The 15255-nt window shown below is 73.6% G+C and carries 18 protein-coding genes; 9 read left to right on the forward strand and 9 right to left on the reverse strand.

The window, feature by feature from the left end:
- The first annotated feature begins 89 nt into the window (after positions 1-89).
- Positions 90-1139, forward strand: coding sequence for a MaoC family dehydratase (locus AB4Y76_RS18860; protein WP_441928104.1), 1050 nt, complete (start codon positions 90-92; stop codon positions 1137-1139).
- A 6-nt stretch (positions 1140-1145) separates the two neighbouring features.
- Here AB4Y76_RS18860 and AB4Y76_RS18865 read toward each other — a convergent pair whose 3' ends face one another.
- Positions 1146-1904 (reverse strand): endonuclease/exonuclease/phosphatase family protein, encoded by a 759-nt coding sequence (locus AB4Y76_RS18865; RefSeq protein WP_441928106.1) that lies wholly within the window; start codon positions 1902-1904, stop codon positions 1146-1148.
- A 100-nt stretch (positions 1905-2004) separates the two neighbouring features.
- On the opposite strand from AB4Y76_RS18865, the gene AB4Y76_RS18870 reads away from it, so the two are divergent.
- Both AB4Y76_RS18870 and AB4Y76_RS18875 read left to right on the forward strand, forming a co-directional pair.
- Positions 2005-2568, forward strand: coding sequence for a hypothetical protein (locus AB4Y76_RS18870; protein WP_441928108.1), 564 nt, complete (start codon positions 2005-2007; stop codon positions 2566-2568).
- Between the two features lie 75 nt (positions 2569-2643).
- The gene (locus tag AB4Y76_RS18875; protein WP_441928110.1) at positions 2644-2862 is read left to right on the forward strand and encodes a DUF6458 family protein; all 219 of its coding nucleotides are present in this window, start codon (positions 2644-2646) and stop codon (positions 2860-2862) included.
- A gap of 50 nt (positions 2863-2912) precedes the next feature.
- Here AB4Y76_RS18875 and AB4Y76_RS18880 read toward each other — a convergent pair whose 3' ends face one another.
- From AB4Y76_RS18880 to AB4Y76_RS18900, 5 genes are all read right to left on the reverse strand, one after another.
- Positions 2913-3359 carry an HNH endonuclease gene (locus AB4Y76_RS18880; RefSeq protein WP_441928111.1) on the reverse strand — a complete coding sequence of 149 codons (447 nt, stop codon included), beginning with the start codon at positions 3357-3359 and terminating at the stop codon, positions 2913-2915.
- Positions 3360-3449: 90 nt separating this feature from the next.
- Positions 3450-6218 (reverse strand): FAD/NAD(P)-binding protein, encoded by a 2769-nt coding sequence (locus tag AB4Y76_RS18885; RefSeq protein ID WP_441928113.1) that lies wholly within the window; start codon positions 6216-6218, stop codon positions 3450-3452.
- A gap of 129 nt (positions 6219-6347) precedes the next feature.
- A complete protein-coding gene (locus AB4Y76_RS18890; protein WP_441928115.1) occupies positions 6348-7367 on the reverse strand; it encodes an App1 family protein in 1020 nt (339 codons plus the stop codon).
- A gap of 18 nt (positions 7368-7385) precedes the next feature.
- Positions 7386-8198, reverse strand: coding sequence for a hypothetical protein (locus AB4Y76_RS18895; protein ID WP_441928117.1), 813 nt, complete (start codon positions 8196-8198; stop codon positions 7386-7388).
- A gap of 25 nt (positions 8199-8223) precedes the next feature.
- Positions 8224-8934: a hypothetical protein gene (locus AB4Y76_RS18900; protein ID WP_441928119.1), complete on the reverse strand. Its 711-nt coding sequence runs from the start codon at positions 8932-8934 to the stop codon at positions 8224-8226.
- A gap of 152 nt (positions 8935-9086) precedes the next feature.
- On the opposite strand from AB4Y76_RS18900, the gene AB4Y76_RS18905 reads away from it, so the two are divergent.
- Genes AB4Y76_RS18905 through ilvA form a run of 3 tightly spaced genes read left to right on the forward strand, consistent with a single transcriptional unit; the run spans position 9087 to position 12102 of the window.
- The gene (locus AB4Y76_RS18905) at positions 9087-10208 is read left to right on the forward strand and encodes a sensor histidine kinase (protein ID WP_441928121.1); all 1122 of its coding nucleotides are present in this window, start codon (positions 9087-9089) and stop codon (positions 10206-10208) included.
- Positions 10205-10849, forward strand: coding sequence for a response regulator (locus AB4Y76_RS18910; RefSeq protein WP_441928123.1), 645 nt, complete (start codon positions 10205-10207; stop codon positions 10847-10849). Before AB4Y76_RS18905 ends, AB4Y76_RS18910 begins: the two co-directional genes overlap by 4 nt.
- 26 nt (positions 10850-10875) lie before the next feature.
- Entirely contained in the window at positions 10876-12102 is a 1227-nt protein-coding gene (ilvA, locus tag AB4Y76_RS18915) for a threonine ammonia-lyase IlvA (RefSeq protein ID WP_441928125.1), read from the forward strand.
- On the opposite strand, the gene AB4Y76_RS18920 is transcribed toward ilvA, so the two are convergent.
- Positions 12086-12466 (reverse strand): hypothetical protein, encoded by a 381-nt coding sequence (locus AB4Y76_RS18920; protein ID WP_441928127.1) that lies wholly within the window; start codon positions 12464-12466, stop codon positions 12086-12088. The genes ilvA and AB4Y76_RS18920 overlap by 17 nt on opposite strands.
- A gap of 132 nt (positions 12467-12598) precedes the next feature.
- On the opposite strand from AB4Y76_RS18920, the gene AB4Y76_RS18925 reads away from it, so the two are divergent.
- Genes AB4Y76_RS18925 through AB4Y76_RS18935 form a run of 3 tightly spaced genes read left to right on the forward strand, consistent with a single transcriptional unit; the run spans position 12599 to position 14246 of the window.
- Positions 12599-13048, forward strand: coding sequence for a MerR family transcriptional regulator (locus AB4Y76_RS18925; protein WP_441928129.1), 450 nt, complete (start codon positions 12599-12601; stop codon positions 13046-13048).
- Between the two features lie 42 nt (positions 13049-13090).
- The gene (locus AB4Y76_RS18930) at positions 13091-13756 is read left to right on the forward strand and encodes a nitroreductase family protein (RefSeq protein WP_441928131.1); all 666 of its coding nucleotides are present in this window, start codon (positions 13091-13093) and stop codon (positions 13754-13756) included.
- Positions 13749-14246, forward strand: coding sequence for a VOC family protein (locus AB4Y76_RS18935; RefSeq protein ID WP_441928133.1), 498 nt, complete (start codon positions 13749-13751; stop codon positions 14244-14246). Before AB4Y76_RS18930 ends, AB4Y76_RS18935 begins: the two co-directional genes overlap by 8 nt.
- 4 nt (positions 14247-14250) lie before the next feature.
- Here the strand turns inward: AB4Y76_RS18935 and arr are convergent, their stop codons facing one another.
- Positions 14251-14685 (reverse strand): NAD(+)--rifampin ADP-ribosyltransferase, encoded by a 435-nt coding sequence (gene arr, locus AB4Y76_RS18940; RefSeq protein WP_441928135.1) that lies wholly within the window; start codon positions 14683-14685, stop codon positions 14251-14253.
- Between the two features lie 34 nt (positions 14686-14719).
- Positions 14720-15040, reverse strand: a complete 321-nt coding sequence (locus AB4Y76_RS18945; RefSeq protein WP_441928137.1) for a hypothetical protein — start codon at positions 15038-15040, stop codon at positions 14720-14722.
- Positions 15041-15255 lie beyond the last annotated feature (215 nt).

The raw sequence follows: 15255 nt of genomic DNA on the forward strand, positions 1-15255 counted from the left end.
CGGCGGTGCTTTGGGAATGTGCCCAGGAAGGTGCCCGGCGTCCGGACCGGGTGCGGCGGGCGGGCGTCGTACCGGCAGAATGTCGCCCCATGAGCACGACGCAGGGTTCGAAAACATGGGCGGGCAACTTCTTCGAGGACTTCACCGTCGGCCAGGTGATCGAGCACGCGACGCCGCGCACCGTCACCGAGGGCGACCGGGCGCTGTACGGCGCGCTCTACCCGACCCGGTTCGCGCTGCCGTCCTCGGCCGCGTTCGCCGCGTCGGTGGGGCTGGACCAGCACCCCGTCGAGGAGCTGATCGGGTTCCACATCGCCTTCGGCAAGACGGTCCCGGACATCTCGCTCAACGCGGTCGCCAACCTCGGCTACGCCGAGCTGCGCTTCCACCGTCCGGTCGTTCCCGGCGACACCCTGGCGACCCGCTCGGAGGTGATCGGGCTCAAGGAGAACTCCAACGGCAAGAGCGGCGTCGTGTACGTGCGCTCGACCGCGACCGACCAGCGCGGCGACGTGGCGCTGGACTGGGCCCGCTGGGTGATGGTGCACAAGCGTGACCACGCTGCCGCCGCGCCGGAGACGGTGCTGCCCGAGCTGGCCCCGGCCGTCGCCGCGGCCGACCTGATCGTCCCGGACGGCCTGGACTTCAGCTCCTACGACTTCGCCGCCGCCGGCGAGCCGCACCGCCTCGGCGACTACGCGGTCGGCGAGAAGATCGACCACGTCGACGGCGTCACCCTCAGCGACGCCGAGCACATGATGGCGACGCGGCTGTGGCAGAACACCGCGAAGGTGCACTTCAACACCGAGGCCCGCCCCGACGGCAACCGGCTGATCTACGGCGGCCACATCATCTCGATGGCCCGCGCCCTGTCCTTCAACGGACTCGCGAACGCCCAGCTCATCGCCGCGATCAACGCCGGCGCGCACACCTCGCCGGCCTTCGCGGGCGACACCGTCTACGCCTGGTCCGAGGTGCTGGACAGTGCCGAGACCGCGGCGCCCGGCGTCGGCGCGCTCCGGCTCCGCCTGGTCGCCACCCGCGGCCGGGACACCTCGATGACGCTGCGCAACGAGGACGGCAAGTACGCCGAGGGCGTGCTGCTCGACCTGGACTACTGGGCCCTCGTCCCGCGCTGACCGGTCTCACGCCAGGTCGACGACCAGCGCGCGGTGGTCGGAGACCGGCAGCTCCGGAGCCCCGGTCGACAGGACCCGGCACCCGCCGTCGAGCAGGATGTGGTCCAGCTGCTCGCGAGGTTGCTCGGACGGGAAGGTCGCGGCGGTCACCAGGCCCCGCATCCCGGTGATCCGGGCGGCCCGCCGCGGACCCATGTTCAGGTCGCCGAGCAGGAGCAGGGGCCGAGGCACCTGCGCCAGCGAGGCGGTCAGGTGACGCAGCTGCCGGCCGTTCCACCAGGGCACGAACGACAGGTGCGTGGTCGCCACCGAGACCCGTCCACCGGGGGTGTCGACGACGGCCGCGACCGCGACCCGGGGTTCGTCGCGGACGAGGGTCGGGAGCACGTGCCCCCGGAACCAGAGCGGCGTGGGCGCGTGCAGGACCGGCAGCCGGACCAGGTGCCAGGACGTCACCGGGTGGCGGCTGAGCAGGGCGATCCCGTACGCCGCCGCGTCGGGTTGATCGCGGTCGGTCGCGGCGACCCAGGTCGCGCCCGGGTTCCCGCTGAGGGCCGCGACGAACCGCTGGTCCACCGCGCCCATCGCGTCCGCGGCGATCGCGGTCAGGTCCGCCCCGTGCGACCGGTCCTGGTTGTGGTCGACCTCCTGGAGCGCGAGGACGTCCGCGTCCAGGCACGCCACGGCGGCCCGCAGCCCCGCGAGGTCGACCTGCTCGTCCGACGGCCTGCGCGCATTGAGGATGTTGAAGGTGGCCACCCGCATCACCGCACCCGTACCCCGTCCCCGGCACCTGACGCCCGCGGCCCTGACCCGACGGCCCGGTCATGACGGCCCGGCTGGCGGGTACCCCAGGTCTGTGGCGGTGAACGCGAACCGGTCACCGGAGCCGGACCTCCGGGTGGCCCTCAAGACGGTCGCGTCGCTCCTCAAGGGGAGCGGCGTCCCCTTCGCGCTGGCCGGGAGCTACGCGCTCTGGGCCCGCGGCGGGCCGGAGCCCGACCACGACGTCGACTTCCTGGTGGCCGAGACGGATGCGGCGGCCGCCGCGGAGGCGGTCCGGTCCGGCGGCTTCGAGGTGGTCCGGCCGCCGGAGGACTGGCTCTTCAAGACCTACGTCGACGGCGCCCTGGTGGACGTCCTGTTCCGGGCGAACGCCGTACCGGTGACCCGGGACCTGCTCGCGGACGCCGATCTGGTCGAGGTGTCCTCGGTGCTGATGCCGGTGATGTCGGCGACGGTCCTCCTCGGGCAGCGCCTCAACGCGCTGGAGGAGCACGCCTGCGACTTCGCCCAGGCGCTCCCGGTCGCGCGCGCGGTCCGCGAGCAGGTCGACTGGGCAGAGGTCCGCTGCGTCACGTCGAGGAACCCGTACGCCGCGGCGTTCCTCTTCCTCCTCGAACGGCTCGACGTGATCGCCCCCGCCTGAGGGGTTTGGTCGTACGTCGAGGGGGAACTGGGAGCACAGCACGTGGAACAGCCACGCCTGCAGAATGGAGAGACCATGGCCATCGGACTCGGAGTGGTCCTGCTCGTCGCGGGACTCGTCCTCGCGCTCGACGTCGTCAACGTCGACATCTCGTACATCGACGACCACGCCCTCGGCTGGATCCTCGTCGCCGCGGGAGCGGTGGCGATCGTGCTGTCGCTCATCGTCAACGCCCAGCGCACGAGGCACCACACGGTCGTGGACGAGCGCCCGGTGGACGAGCGGCGCTACTGACGCCGCGCTGACGCTGACGCTGACGTCCTCGGGTCGGGGACGTCAGCGTCTCAGCGTCCGACCAGCTGCGCGCGGGTCGGCACGAACGGCGTCACCCGGAGCGCCATCCCCGCCTCGTCCGGGGTCCGGTCCGCTTTCCGGTGGTTGCAGCGCGGGCAGGCCGCGACCGTGTTCAGCCAGGTCCAGCCGCCGCCGCGGCTGCGGGGGACCAGGTGGTCGACCGTGGTGGCGTGGTCGCCGCAGTAGGCGCACCGGCGGCGGTCGCGGCGGAGGACCGCGTCGCGGGAGTAGCCGGCCGGGCGGTACATCCAGGTGGCGGCGACGTACCGGATCAGCCGGATGACGCGCGGCCACGGGTGCGGGCCGATCCTCCGGTCGTCGTGGCCCTCCTCGACGGTCGCGACCTCGCGGAAGAGCATCCGGACGGCGTGCGGGAACGACACGTTGCCGAGCGGTTCGTACGACGCGTTGAGCAGCATCACGGTCGTCACGGGCACCGTCACCTCCTCGCGTTCTGCCCCCAGTCTTGCGCGCCGGGGCCAGAAATCGCTGCAGAATGCGACCAGACGCGCGGGCTCGAACGCGGGTCAGACGTTGGCGCGGCGCAGCCCGTCGAGCGTCGACTCCCGCCGGTCCAGCCGGGAGGCGAGGATGTCCCGGGCCGGGGCGAGCTGCCCGGAGCGGCGCAGGCAGTAGAGCAGCGTCTCCTCGACGACCTCGCGCTGGGCGGCCGATCCGCCGACCTCGTCCAGCCGGGGCATCACCTCGGCCAGCAGCGCGGCGGCGCCGCCGTGGTCGCCGGCGGTCAGCGCCGCGAACGCCTCGCAGACCGGGGCGACCACCGACGCCATCGTCGGGTCGCCGGTGCCGCGGCAGTGCCCGGCCAGCCGGAGCAGCCGGTCGGCGTCCCCGGCGGTCGCGAGCGCCACCGCGGCGTGCACGGCCGTGAACGGGGTCCCGGGGGCGTCGAGCAGCTCCGGGTCGACGGCCGCCAGCACCGGTTCGACGGGCGGGACCGGATCGCCGTCGAGGCCCCAGCACGCGGCCGTCGCCACCCGCCAGCGCCACAGCAGCGACGCGGCGTCGACCAGGGACCGGACGCCGTTCACCGTCGGCGGCGCCAGCTCGGCGTAGTAGCGGTGCCGGACCGCCTCGGTGTCGCCGAGGGCGAGCTCGTGCAGGGCGGCGTGCCAGGAGAAGTGCGCCCGGTGGTTGGCCGAGCGGCCGTTCTCGGCGATCCAGTGGTCCAGCCAGACCTTCCCGGTCTCGTGCTGGCCGGTCTCGTAGAGCACGTGCGCGAGCGCGTGCGCGGCGTGCCCGGAGGCGGGTTCGCAGGCCAGCGCGCTCTCGGCGAGCAGGCCGGCCTCCTCGAACCGGGACTGGTCCTGGCGGGTGAAGGCGAGCAGGGAGAGGTACCACCAGTGGTCGCCGTACGCCGGCGCCAGGCCCTCGACCAGCTCCCAGGCCTCGCGCCGGGCGTCGGTGACGCCGGAGAAGGCGATCGTCGGGACCGCCGCGGAGACGGCGAGCACGTCGCGCGGGTAGGCGGCCACGTGGGCGAGCAGCGCGGCGTCCCCGTCGCGGCGCGGTTCGTGCACCCGGGTGCGGACGACCTCGACGAGGCTGCGCTCGCGGTCGTCGCCGCGCGCCCGGACCGCGTCCGCGGCGGCGTCGAGCTCGGCGGCCACGTCGGTCGGGGCGTCGGACTCGTGCCCGAGCATCGCGAGCGCGGCGTGCGCGAGGGCGAAGCCGGGGTCCAGCTCGGTGGCCTCGCGGAACTTCTCGTCGGCGCCGTCCTGGAGCCGCATCAGCCGTTCCAGGCCCGCGTTGTAGGCGAGCGCCGCGTCCGCCGAGGTGGACAGCGGCAGGCCGAGCAGGTCGCGCGGCCGGGCGATCGGGTGCCGTCCGCTGACCAGGCGGCCGTCGGCGAGCCGCCGGGGCAGCGGGGCGATGGTGTCGAGCAGGGCCGCGGCCAGCCCGACGGCCTGGGCGCGGATCTCCGGCACCGCCGTGGACTCCCAGAGCTCGCCGCGGCGCAGCGCGCCGAGCGCCCAGACCGGCAGCGCGGTCCGCCCGGTGAAGTCGAGGAGTCGCCCGTCGGCGGTGCGCAGGCCCATCCCGGCGGTGGCGACGACGGCCAGGCTCTGGCCGTGCGAGCGGGTCCGCAGCAGATCGTCGAGCAGCGGGTCGTGCAGCCGCCGGACGTCCTGGCGCGGGCCGGTGCAGTTCACCACCCAGCCGACGTCACGGGTGCTGCCGTCGTCGAGCCGGACCCGGAGGCCGCCCTGGATCAGCGGCTCGACGGCGGTCACCTGACCGGCGGCGACGGTGACCCGGCCGTCCTCGACGAGACGGCCGACCCGGTGGTGGCTGGCCGGGGACATCCGGTGCCGGAGCCGGTTCCAGCCGGCGGCGTCCTCGGTGAGGAAGGTGAGCCGGTCCTCCTCGGAGAGCCGGTTCCACAGGGCGCTCACCTGGAACCGCAGGCCGTCGACCGCCGGGCGCCAGTCGCCGCCGTCCGCGGCCACCTGGGCGAGGTGCTGCCGGGCCCGCTCGCGGATGCTGGCGACGGTGCCGCCCCAGTCCCCGATCTCGGGGATCGCCGGCGGGAGCATCGCGCTCGCGTGCCGGTGCGGGAACCGGCCGGACCGGCTGACCGCGTGCACGACCCGCTCCGGCCGGCTGTCGCGGGTCAGGGTGAGGGCGACGTCGACGCCGGTGAGGCCGGTGCCGACGAGGAGCACGTCCGCGGGACCGACCCGGTCCCGGACGAGGACGTCGAGGGCGCCGGGCGCCCACGGGTCCGGGACGAAGAAGGCGCTGCCGGCGAGCTCGGGCGGGGCCCAGTCCGCGGCCGGACCGGGCAGGCCGGTGCCGAGGACGAGGGCGTCGCCGCGGACGCTCGCGCCGTCGTCGAGGCCGACCCGGACGCCGTCGGCGTCGCGGTCGACCGAGACCGCGGTGCGGGGGAGGTGGGTGAGGGTGACGTCGCCGGCGGACTCGGCCAGGGCGGCGCGCAGGGTCTCGTCCAGGTAGCGGCCGTACTCCCGGCGGGGGACGAACTCGTAGGGCTGGGCGGTGCGCGGGCTGGTGCGACGGCGCCAGGCGACGAAGTGACCGGGGTCCTCGGGCAGCGCGCTCATCCCGGCGGCGGGGACGTTGAGCAGGTGGTCGTCGTCGGTGGTGCCGAAGGCGGTCCCGGTGCCGACCCGGGGCGTCGGGTCGACCACGACCACGTCGAGCCGGGTGGAGCGCCGGCCGGCCGTCCGGACGAGGTGCAGGCTGGTGAGCAGGCCGCTGGCGCCGCCGCCGACGACGATGACGACGGGCCGGCTGGTCTCCGGGGTCGTGTGCATGAGAGCCTCTCTCTCCAGGGTGAGGCTCTTAAGTTTATAGAAATGATCGACAAAGACCAAAAGGCGCCGCGCCCGCGTGTCGGCGGCGTGGGTGGAGCAGGCCGTCGGACCAGCCGTCGGAGCAGGCCGTCAGAGCAGGCCGAGGCCCTCCGCGTGCCGGCGTACGGCGTCGGTGTCGGCGGCGAGCACGAACGGCACCTCCGGCGACCAGCCGGCCGTCACCTGCTCCACCCGGCCGTCACCGGGGTCCAGCCGCACCTCGCGGATGTACACGGCCAGGATCCGGCCGGGATTCGCCGCGACCACGTCGGCGTAGATCTGCGGGTCCTTCTCGCCGGAGTCGCCGATCAGCACGAACGGCAGCCCCGGGTGCAGGTCGAGCACCTCCTGGATCCGGCCGTGCTTCTGCTCGCGACCCTCCGCGGTCCCGAGCAGGTCGCGGAGCAGCACCGGACCCATCGGGAAGTCCCGGTGCGCCAGGAACGCGACCAGGAAGCTGTGCAGGTTCCACGGGCTGGAGGAGACGTAGAAGAACGGGTTCACCCCGGCGGCCAGGTCCCGGTACAGCTCCGGCGCACCCGGGAACGGGGTCCGGGTGATCGCCGAGCCGAGGAACGTCCGCCGGACCATGTGCCCGACCTTCTGCACCCCCGTGCGCAGGATGGTGTCGTCGACGTCGGAGATGACCCCGAACCGGGCCTCGCCGGACGGGACGCACACCTCCAGCGGGGTGGCGTAGCTGTCGGAGAGGCCGCGGTAGTCGCCGGCGCGCTCGACCGTCGCGGTCGTCCACGGGCTGGTGAGCGCGGCCGGGTCGACCTCCAGCCGGACCAGGAAGTAGCCGTCGCGGTCGGTCGTGGTCTCGACCGTCGTACCGCCGACGCTGATCCGCAGCGGGACGTCCGGCAGGTCGTCGGTCAGGAAGTTCCGCACCGTCCTGCGCAGCGCGGCGCCGACGCCCTCGCCGTCGACCGCGTCCGTCGGGGGAGGGTTGTCCAGCACCCGCCCGCGCACCACCACGCCCGCGGCGCCGCCGTGACCGACGTAGGTCTCGATCCGGAAGTCGCTCGGGGGCCGCGAACCCGCCCGGCGCAGGCGCGCGGCGTCCCACGCGTGCTCCAGGCCCAGGATCCAGTTCCGCTCGGTCACGCGGCCACGGTAGTGCGGTCAGACCAAGATGAGGCGGACGTAGCTGCGGTCGTCGAAGGACACGTCGCCGGGCCGGACCCCCTTGGTGCCCGGGTGCGCGCCGATCCGGAGCGGGTCCGCGACGAGGTCGGCGGCCAGCGCCGCCTCGGTCGCGACCAGGGTGAGCAGCACGACCGGGTAGCCGTCGGTCGCCACCACGACCTCGGGGCCAGCGGTCGTCCAGGTCTCGACGTGCCGCTCCGGGACCGGGCGGCCGTCGATCGCGCCGTACGCCAGGTCGCCGTCGCCGGGGTCGTTGCGCAGCCCGGCCTGCGCCCGCAGCCGCGGCAGGATCAGCGCCCGCCCGGGATCGGTGGCGAGCAGCTCCTCGGTGGTGGCGCCCTCCGCGAGCAGGCCGCGCAGGTGCTCGGCGCGCAGCCCGGCGTGCAGGTCGTCGACGGCATTGCGGCCGAGGTGGAGCTCGGTCGCGGTGCGCCAGGACACGTCGCCGACGCGGACCACGGTGCCGCTCGCCTTGTCCACGGCGACGAACGAGCACTCCGGGCGGTCCGGGCCGAGCCGGTCCAGGTCCGTCCCGAAGGCCTGCAGGTAGGCGGTGTTCGCCGCGGCCACCAGGTCCGCCGGCGACGTCCCCGGCGGCAGCGCCGCGACGGCGGCCGCGATCACGCGGGCGGCGACCCGGCCGCCGGTCTCGCCGTCGCGGCGGTAGCCGGACTTGTCGGTGGCGCCGTCGCAGACCGCCAGCCAGTGCGGCCCGTCGGCCACGACGTCCTCGTTCAGCGCCGGGTCACCGGTCTTGGCGACGGTGACCGACTCGGCGACGGTGAACATCCCTCGACCGTAGGGCACGGAGCGGTCAGCGCGAGGTGCGCAGCCAGTGCCAGGCCACGGCGGCGACCCAGAGCTCGTAGCCCAACGTGCCGAGCGCCAGCACCGGGAAGGCGGCCGCGGTCAGGGTGGTCGCGGTGCCGATCAGGCTCAGCGGCAGCAGGGCCACGCCGGTGCGGACCAGCCAGGGCGTCCCGCCCGTCGCCCGCAGTCCAAGCACCACCGCGCCGACGAAGAAGATCCGGGCGAAGGCCGAGAATGCCAATGAGTACGGCGCCACCGCGTCCCACCCGGCGAGGATCCGGATGTCGGTCCCGTCCGCGGCGGTGTCGAGGGCGACGTCGTGCAGCACGGCGGCGAGCGGCCAGATCAGGGCGAGCAGCGTGCCGGCGGCCACCGCGACCGTGGACAGGACGCCGCTGGGATCCACCTTGCGCAGTCGCAGGTGGACGGCGCCGAGGAAGCCGAGCAGGAGCGAGCCGGCGGCCATGAAGACGTAATTGCCGATCCGGTAGGCGTTCTCGGCGTCGAGCACCCCGTGGCCGCGTTCGACGGCGGGGTCGTTCGGCGATCCGCCGTGCGGGAGGACCAGGGTCGCCATCGCGACCATCACGGCGACCTGGCAGACGGTGAAAGCGATTCCGAAGCGCGCGCTGAACCGGGTCAGCGCGGGCTCGGTCAGCGCGACGGCGTCGACGCCGTGCCCGTCCGGTCGGGGGAGGGTGGAGGTGGTGGACATCGTGAGTTCCGTTCTCGTGTCGGGAGGTGGCTCGGACGAGCCGGCTACGAACCTAGGAACGGAGGCCTGCGCGGCACATCGATCCGAGGGCCGGTCCGCGCTCAGCCCCAGGGCTGATGCGCGGGACGTAGCGTCTCGCCTAGCCTCGGCGCGTGGGACTCCTCGACCGGCTCCGGACGACGCGGCTCGATGCCGCGCTGGCCGCGCTGTTCGCCGTCGCCGGTCTGGTGCAGACGCTGTTCGTGCCGATCGCCGAACCGGCCCCGGCGATCCTGTACGTCCTCGGATCGACGCTCCCGCTCGCCTGGCGTCGGACCTTTCCGGTCGAGTCCGCGCTGGTGTCGGCGGTGTTCTGGCTGATCCCGCTGGACGGCTACCCGGTGCTCGGGTTCCTCGCCGTCGTGCTCCAGTTCTACGCGCTCGGCAACCGCGGCGAGCCGGGTCGTGCCGTCACCCTGGTCACCGTCGGCGCGGCGGCCGCGTCGGTCCTCGGGACGCTGCTCGGTCCCGAGGCGCCCGTGGCCGCGATCGGTGGCGCGCTCGTCGTCGTCGCCCCGGTCCTGGCCGGCCGGGCGGTGCGGCACCAGCAGCGGCAGAACCAGGCGCTCGTCGCCCTGACCCGCGAGCTCGCCGAGGAACGCAGCCGCGCCGAGGAGGCCGCGGTCGGGGCCGAGCGCGCACGGATCGCCCAGGAGCTGCACGACGTGGTCGGGCACGAGGTCACGCTGATCGCCATCCAGGCCGAGGCCGCCGCGGCCGCGTTGCGGACCAGTCCGGACCGCGCGGCCGAGCCGGTCGAGGCGATCCGCACGACAGCGCACCGCACCCTGACCGAGATCCGCGCGGTCCTCGGCGTGCTCGCCCCGGACGGGCAGGCGACTGGTCCGGGCACGGAGGACGTCGCCGTCGTCGCCGAGCGCGCGCGGAAGGCCGGAATCGCGAACACGTTGGCGGTGACCGGGACGCCGTCGCCCGTCCAGGCCCCTGTCTCGCTCGCCGTGAACCGGATCGTCCGCGAGTGCCTGACCAACGCCGGCCGGCACGCCCCGGGCCACCCCGTCGCGCTCGAGGTCGACTGGACCCCCGAGGAGGTCCGGATCCGTGCGATCAACCCCGTCACCGTGCGTCGCGGCGACCGGCGCCGGGTCGTCGCCGGCCGCGGGCTTACCGGGATCCGGCACCGGGCGGAGCTCCTCGGCGGGACGTTCGCGCTCGCGACCGACGACGGTTGCTTCGACGTCCGGGTCAGCCTCCCCGCCGGGGGTGGCCGATGACGCGCGTGCTCGTCGTCGACGACCAGGACCTGGTCCGGCACGGGCTGCGGATGATCCTCGAGCTCGGCGGGATCGAGGTGGTCGGGGAGGCGGCCGACGGCGCCGCCGCGGTGTCCGCCGCGGCTGGGCTGTCCCCGGACGTCGTCCTGATGGACCTGCGGATGCCGGTGCTGGACGGCGTCGAGGCGACCCGGCGGATCGTGGCGGCCGGGACCGCGCGCGTGCTGGCGCTCACCACCTTCGACGCCGACCAGCACGTCGCCGACGCGATCCGGGCGGGTGCGGTCGGCTTCCTGCTGAAAGACGTCACCGCCGACGGCCTGGTCGATGCCGTACGACGGGCCGCCGCGGGCGAACCGGTGCTGGCGCCGGCAGTGCTCGCCCGGCTGATGACGCACTTCTCGGACCACCCGCCGGCGACGCTTCGGGTGCCGCCGGGCTTCGCCGAGCTGAGCGACCGGGAGCGGGAGATCCTCGCGCTGATCGGAGCCGGCCGGTCGAACTCCGAGATCGCCGAGGAACTGGTGATCAGCATGGCCACGGTGAAGACCCACGTCCGGCACGTCTTCGCGAAGCTCGACCTCCGCGACCGTGCGCAGGCGGTCGTGGCCGCCCGGGAGGCGGGGCTGGGCGGCGGTTGAGCGCCCGGCTGGGGCAGACTCGTCCCGTGCCTGTGACTCCCGACGACATCGCCGCCGCGGCCGCCCGGACGATCGCGCGGCGCACGCCGCTGGAGCGTTCCGAGCGCCTCTCCGACCGGTACGGCGCCGAGGTGCTGCTCAAGCGCGAGGACCGGCAGCTCGGCCGGTCCTACAAGGTGCGCGGCGCCTTCCACACGATGTCGTCGCTGTCCGACGACGAGCTGGCCGCCGGGGTGGTCGCGGCCAGCGCCGGCAACCACGCCCAGGGCATCGCGATCAGCTGCGCCCGGATGCAGGTGCCCGGGCGGATCTTCGTCCCGACCAACACCCCGAAGCAGAAGCGCGACCGGATCGTCGCCCTCGGCGGCGAGTTCGTCGACCTCACCCTGGTCGGCCGCACGTACGACGAGGCAGCGGCCGCCGCGCTCGAGGCGGCCGCGTCCTCCGGGGCGACGTACATCCACCCCTTCGACGACCCGCGCACGATCACCGGCCAGGGGACCGTCGGCGTCGAGATCACCGCGCAGACCGAGCCGCTCGACCTGCTCGTCGTCCCGGTCGGCGGGGGCGGGCTGATCGCCGGTGTCGCCACCTGGGTGCGCGACGCCTGGCCCTCGACCCGGATCGTCGGCGTCGAGCCGGCCGGTGCCGCCGCCATGCGGGCCGCCCTGGACGCCGGCGGCCCGGTGACCCTGGACGAGCTCGACACCTTCGTCGACGGCGCCTCGGTCGCGACCGCCGGCAGCGTGACCTACCCGGTGGTGCGCGACCTCGTCGACGACGTGGTCACCGTCGAGGTCGGCGCCGTCTGCGCGGAGATGCTCGAGCTCTACCAGGTCGACGGGATCATCGCCGAGCCCGCCGGTGCGCTGGCGACGACGGCGCTGGCCGGCCTGCGCCCGTCCGGCCGGGTCGGCTGCATCGTCAGCGGCGGCAACAACGACGTCTCCCGCTACGCCGACGTGATCGAGCGGGCGCTCGTCCACCAGGGCCTGCGGCACTACTTCCTGGTCTCGTTCCCGCAGGAGCCCGGCGCGCTGCGCGGCTTCCTCGACGAGGTGCTCTCCGACGGCGAGGACATCGTCGTCTTCGAGTACATCAAGAAGTCGAACCGGGAGACCGGGCCCGCGCTGATCGGCATCGACCTCGACCACGCCGACGGCCTGCCGGCGCTGCTCGGCCGGATGCGGGACAGCAACCTGCTGATCGACGCGATCCCCTACGACAGCCCGCTGTTCACCTTCCTGCACTGACGGGCGCGGCACCGTCGAGCCGGTTGATCCCGGGCGTCTCGTCGGCGGCGGTGAACTCGACGAAGCGGGCGTCCTCGTCGATGTGCACGTTGTGCCCCGGCCGCAGGTGGTAGGCCTCGCCGGCGTGCAGCACCTCGGTCGTGCCGTCGGTGTAGCGGACGGTGCAGGTGCCGGCGAGGACGTAGCCGAAGTGGTCCTCCTGGCACGCGCCGCCGGGCAGGTCGGCGAACATCTCGCCGGTGTCGAGTCCCGCCTTCCACTGCTCGAGCGCGATGCTCATCCCGCCCGACTCGGCCCGGTGCTGGCGGCCGAGGCCGTCCAGCTCGACCGCGATCTCGGTGTTCTCGGTGGTGAAGGTTCCCATGGCCCGCTCCTCGGGTCCGGGGCCGGCGGATCCGGCCCTCGACGCGAACCTAGGAGCTGCACCCGGGTGCAAGGTCAAGACCTTGATCCTGCTCTTGACCTGGCACCCGGGTGCAAGGTCTAGCGTGGAGGGATGCGGATCTCCGAGCTGGCCGCATCCGCGGGCGTGCCGACGACGACCGTGCGCTACTACGAGCGCATCGGGCTGCTCGGCGCTGCCGACCGCACCGCCGCCGGCTACCGGGACTACGACGACGAGGCGGCCACCCGGCTGCTCTTCGTGGCCCGCGCCCGGCGGATGGGGCTGAGCTGCGAGCAGATCGCCGACCTGCTGCCCGTCTGGGGCGGAGCCGACTGCGCGGCCGCGCACGACCGCGTCGGCCGCCTGCTCGGCGAGCGGCAGGACGAGGTGGCGGCACGGATCGCCGAGCTCGAGGAGTTCGCCGCCCAGCTCGCCGAGGCCCGCGCCGCGCTGGACGCGACGCCGCCGCTGGACTGCTGCGACGACGACCTCACCTGCTGCGTCCCGGACGCCGGGCCGCAGGTCGTCGCGCTGACCGTGCGCGACCCGGTCCGCGCCTGACAGGATCGGCACCGTCGGACCGTCGACCTGCGAGGAGACGCCATGGACCTGTACGACGTGATGCGGACGACCGCCGCGGTCCGCGAGTTCACCGACGACCCGCTGCCCGACGACGTCCTCGGCACGATCCTCGAGAACGCCCGGTTCGCGCCCAGCGGCGGCAACCGGCAGGGGACCCGGATCCTGGTGATCCGGGACCGGGCGACCCGGGAAGCGCTGGTGCGGCTCACCGAGCCGGGCGCCCGGCGCTACACCGCGCAGCGGATCGCCGGCGAAGGGCCGTGGAACCCGGTGACCCCGACGGCGCTGACCGGGGAGCAGATAGCCGCGACCTTCGTCCCGGACAGCTTCACCGAGCCGCTGCTGAACGCGGCGGTCGTGCTCGTGGTCTGCGTCGACCTGCGGCTGGTGGCGGCGCTGGACCAGGATCTCGACCGGATCGGCCTGGTCAGCGGGGCGTCCGTCTACCCGCTGGTGTGGAACATCCTGCTGGCGGCGCGCAACGAGGGCTTCGGCGGCACCATCACCACGATGGCGGTGGCCGAGGAGCCGGGCGTGAAGGAGCTGCTCGGGATCCCGGACGACGTCGCCGTTGCGTGCGTGGTCCCGATGGGCAAGCCTGTGAAGCAGCTGACCAAGCTGACCCGGGTCGCGGTCGCCGACCTCGCCTTCCGGGAGAACTGGAACGGAGAGCCCTTCGATGCCTGACCTCGACCTGAGTGCCATCGACGCCGAGCGCGAGCGCATCCGGGCGGCGTACCTGCTGCCGGAGACCGAGCGCCCGGCGTCCAACGCCCGCGGCCTGCACCACTTCGCGATCGTCGCGCGCGACGTCGAGGAGACCGTGAACTTCTACCAGGGCGTGCTCGGCTTCCCGCTGACCGACATCTTCGAGAACCGCGACTACCCGGGCTCGAACCACTTCTTCTTCGACATCGGGAACGAGAACCTGATCGCGTTCTTCGACTTCCCGGGCCTCGACGTCGGCCCGTACGCCGAAGTCCTCGGCGGCCTGCACCACGTCGCGATCTCGGTCGAGCCGGAGCGGTGGGAGATGCTCAAGAGCCGGCTCGAGGAAGCCGGCGTCGAGTACCAGAGCGAGAGCGGCACCTCGATCTACTTCCGCGACCCGAACGGCGCGCGCCTCGAGCTGATCGCGGACCCGTTGGGGGAGATGTACGGCACCAAGGTGCTGTGAGGCGTCAGTCCAGGATCTCGGCGGTTCCCTGCGCCTGCATCGCGGCCAGCCCGTCGCGCATCGCCTGCAGCTTCTCCGGTGCGTGCCCGACCCAGTCGACCAGCTCTCCGACGACCCGCAGCGGCTCGCGGCTGCGGAACGACTGCGTCGGGTTGCCCGGGAACTTCTTGTCGGTGACGTTCGGGTCGTCCTCGAACTCACCGGTCGGCTCGACCAGGTAGATCCGCCCGCGGCCCTCGCCGGCGGCCAGCTCGGCGCCCCAGGTCGCGGCGTCGAGGGTGGCGGTGAAGTAGATGTGGTTCATCACCCGGCCGTCCTCGAAGTTCGACCCGCGGCCGGGCACGAGCAGTTCGCCGACCTCGAGGTGGGCTTTCGTGCCGTGCAGGTACACGCCAGGCTCGTAGGTCTCGAACGGGACCGGTTCGCGTGCGGCACTCATGCGCCCGAGCGTACGACGCCCGCCCGCGGAGAGGTCACGCGCTCGCGGCGACCTCGAACAGCTCGGCCACCAACGTGTCCCAGATCCGGGCCGCCTCCGCGGAACTGCACGCGTAGTGCGACGACTCCTTCGCGACCCCGTCGAGGATCTCTGCCTGCATGCTGAACAGCTCGTCGGCGAACATCTCCGGCCCCCTCTCGCGCAACGGCGCTCTCTCGCCGTCTCCTATCGGCACCGAGGCATCCATCGTGAGCGAGCCGGCTTGAGGAAATCTGGGGAACGCGGCCATCCCGAAGAGGTACAGGGAAACGACGCCCGCTGAGTAGGCGAAGAAGACGGCGAGGCGTTTGCGCATGGTGGGAATCATGCATTCCGCGTCGGTCTTGGGGCGGAAATGCCCCACGATCTCGTCTCTGTTTCTAGCCGGGTGGGTCGACGGGTCTCGGGGTGAGTTGTCGGGTGCCGGTCTGGTCGCGGAGGTAGGTGTAGCCGGCTGGTGATCGCCAGCGGTAGGTCCCGGGTCTCTGGATGTCGTAGTGCCAGCCGGCGTGGGTTTTGAGGCGGTGGTGG

Source organism: Marmoricola sp. RAF53 (genome assembly GCF_052114005.1).
GTDB lineage: Bacteria > Actinomycetota > Actinomycetes > Propionibacteriales > Nocardioidaceae > Marmoricola.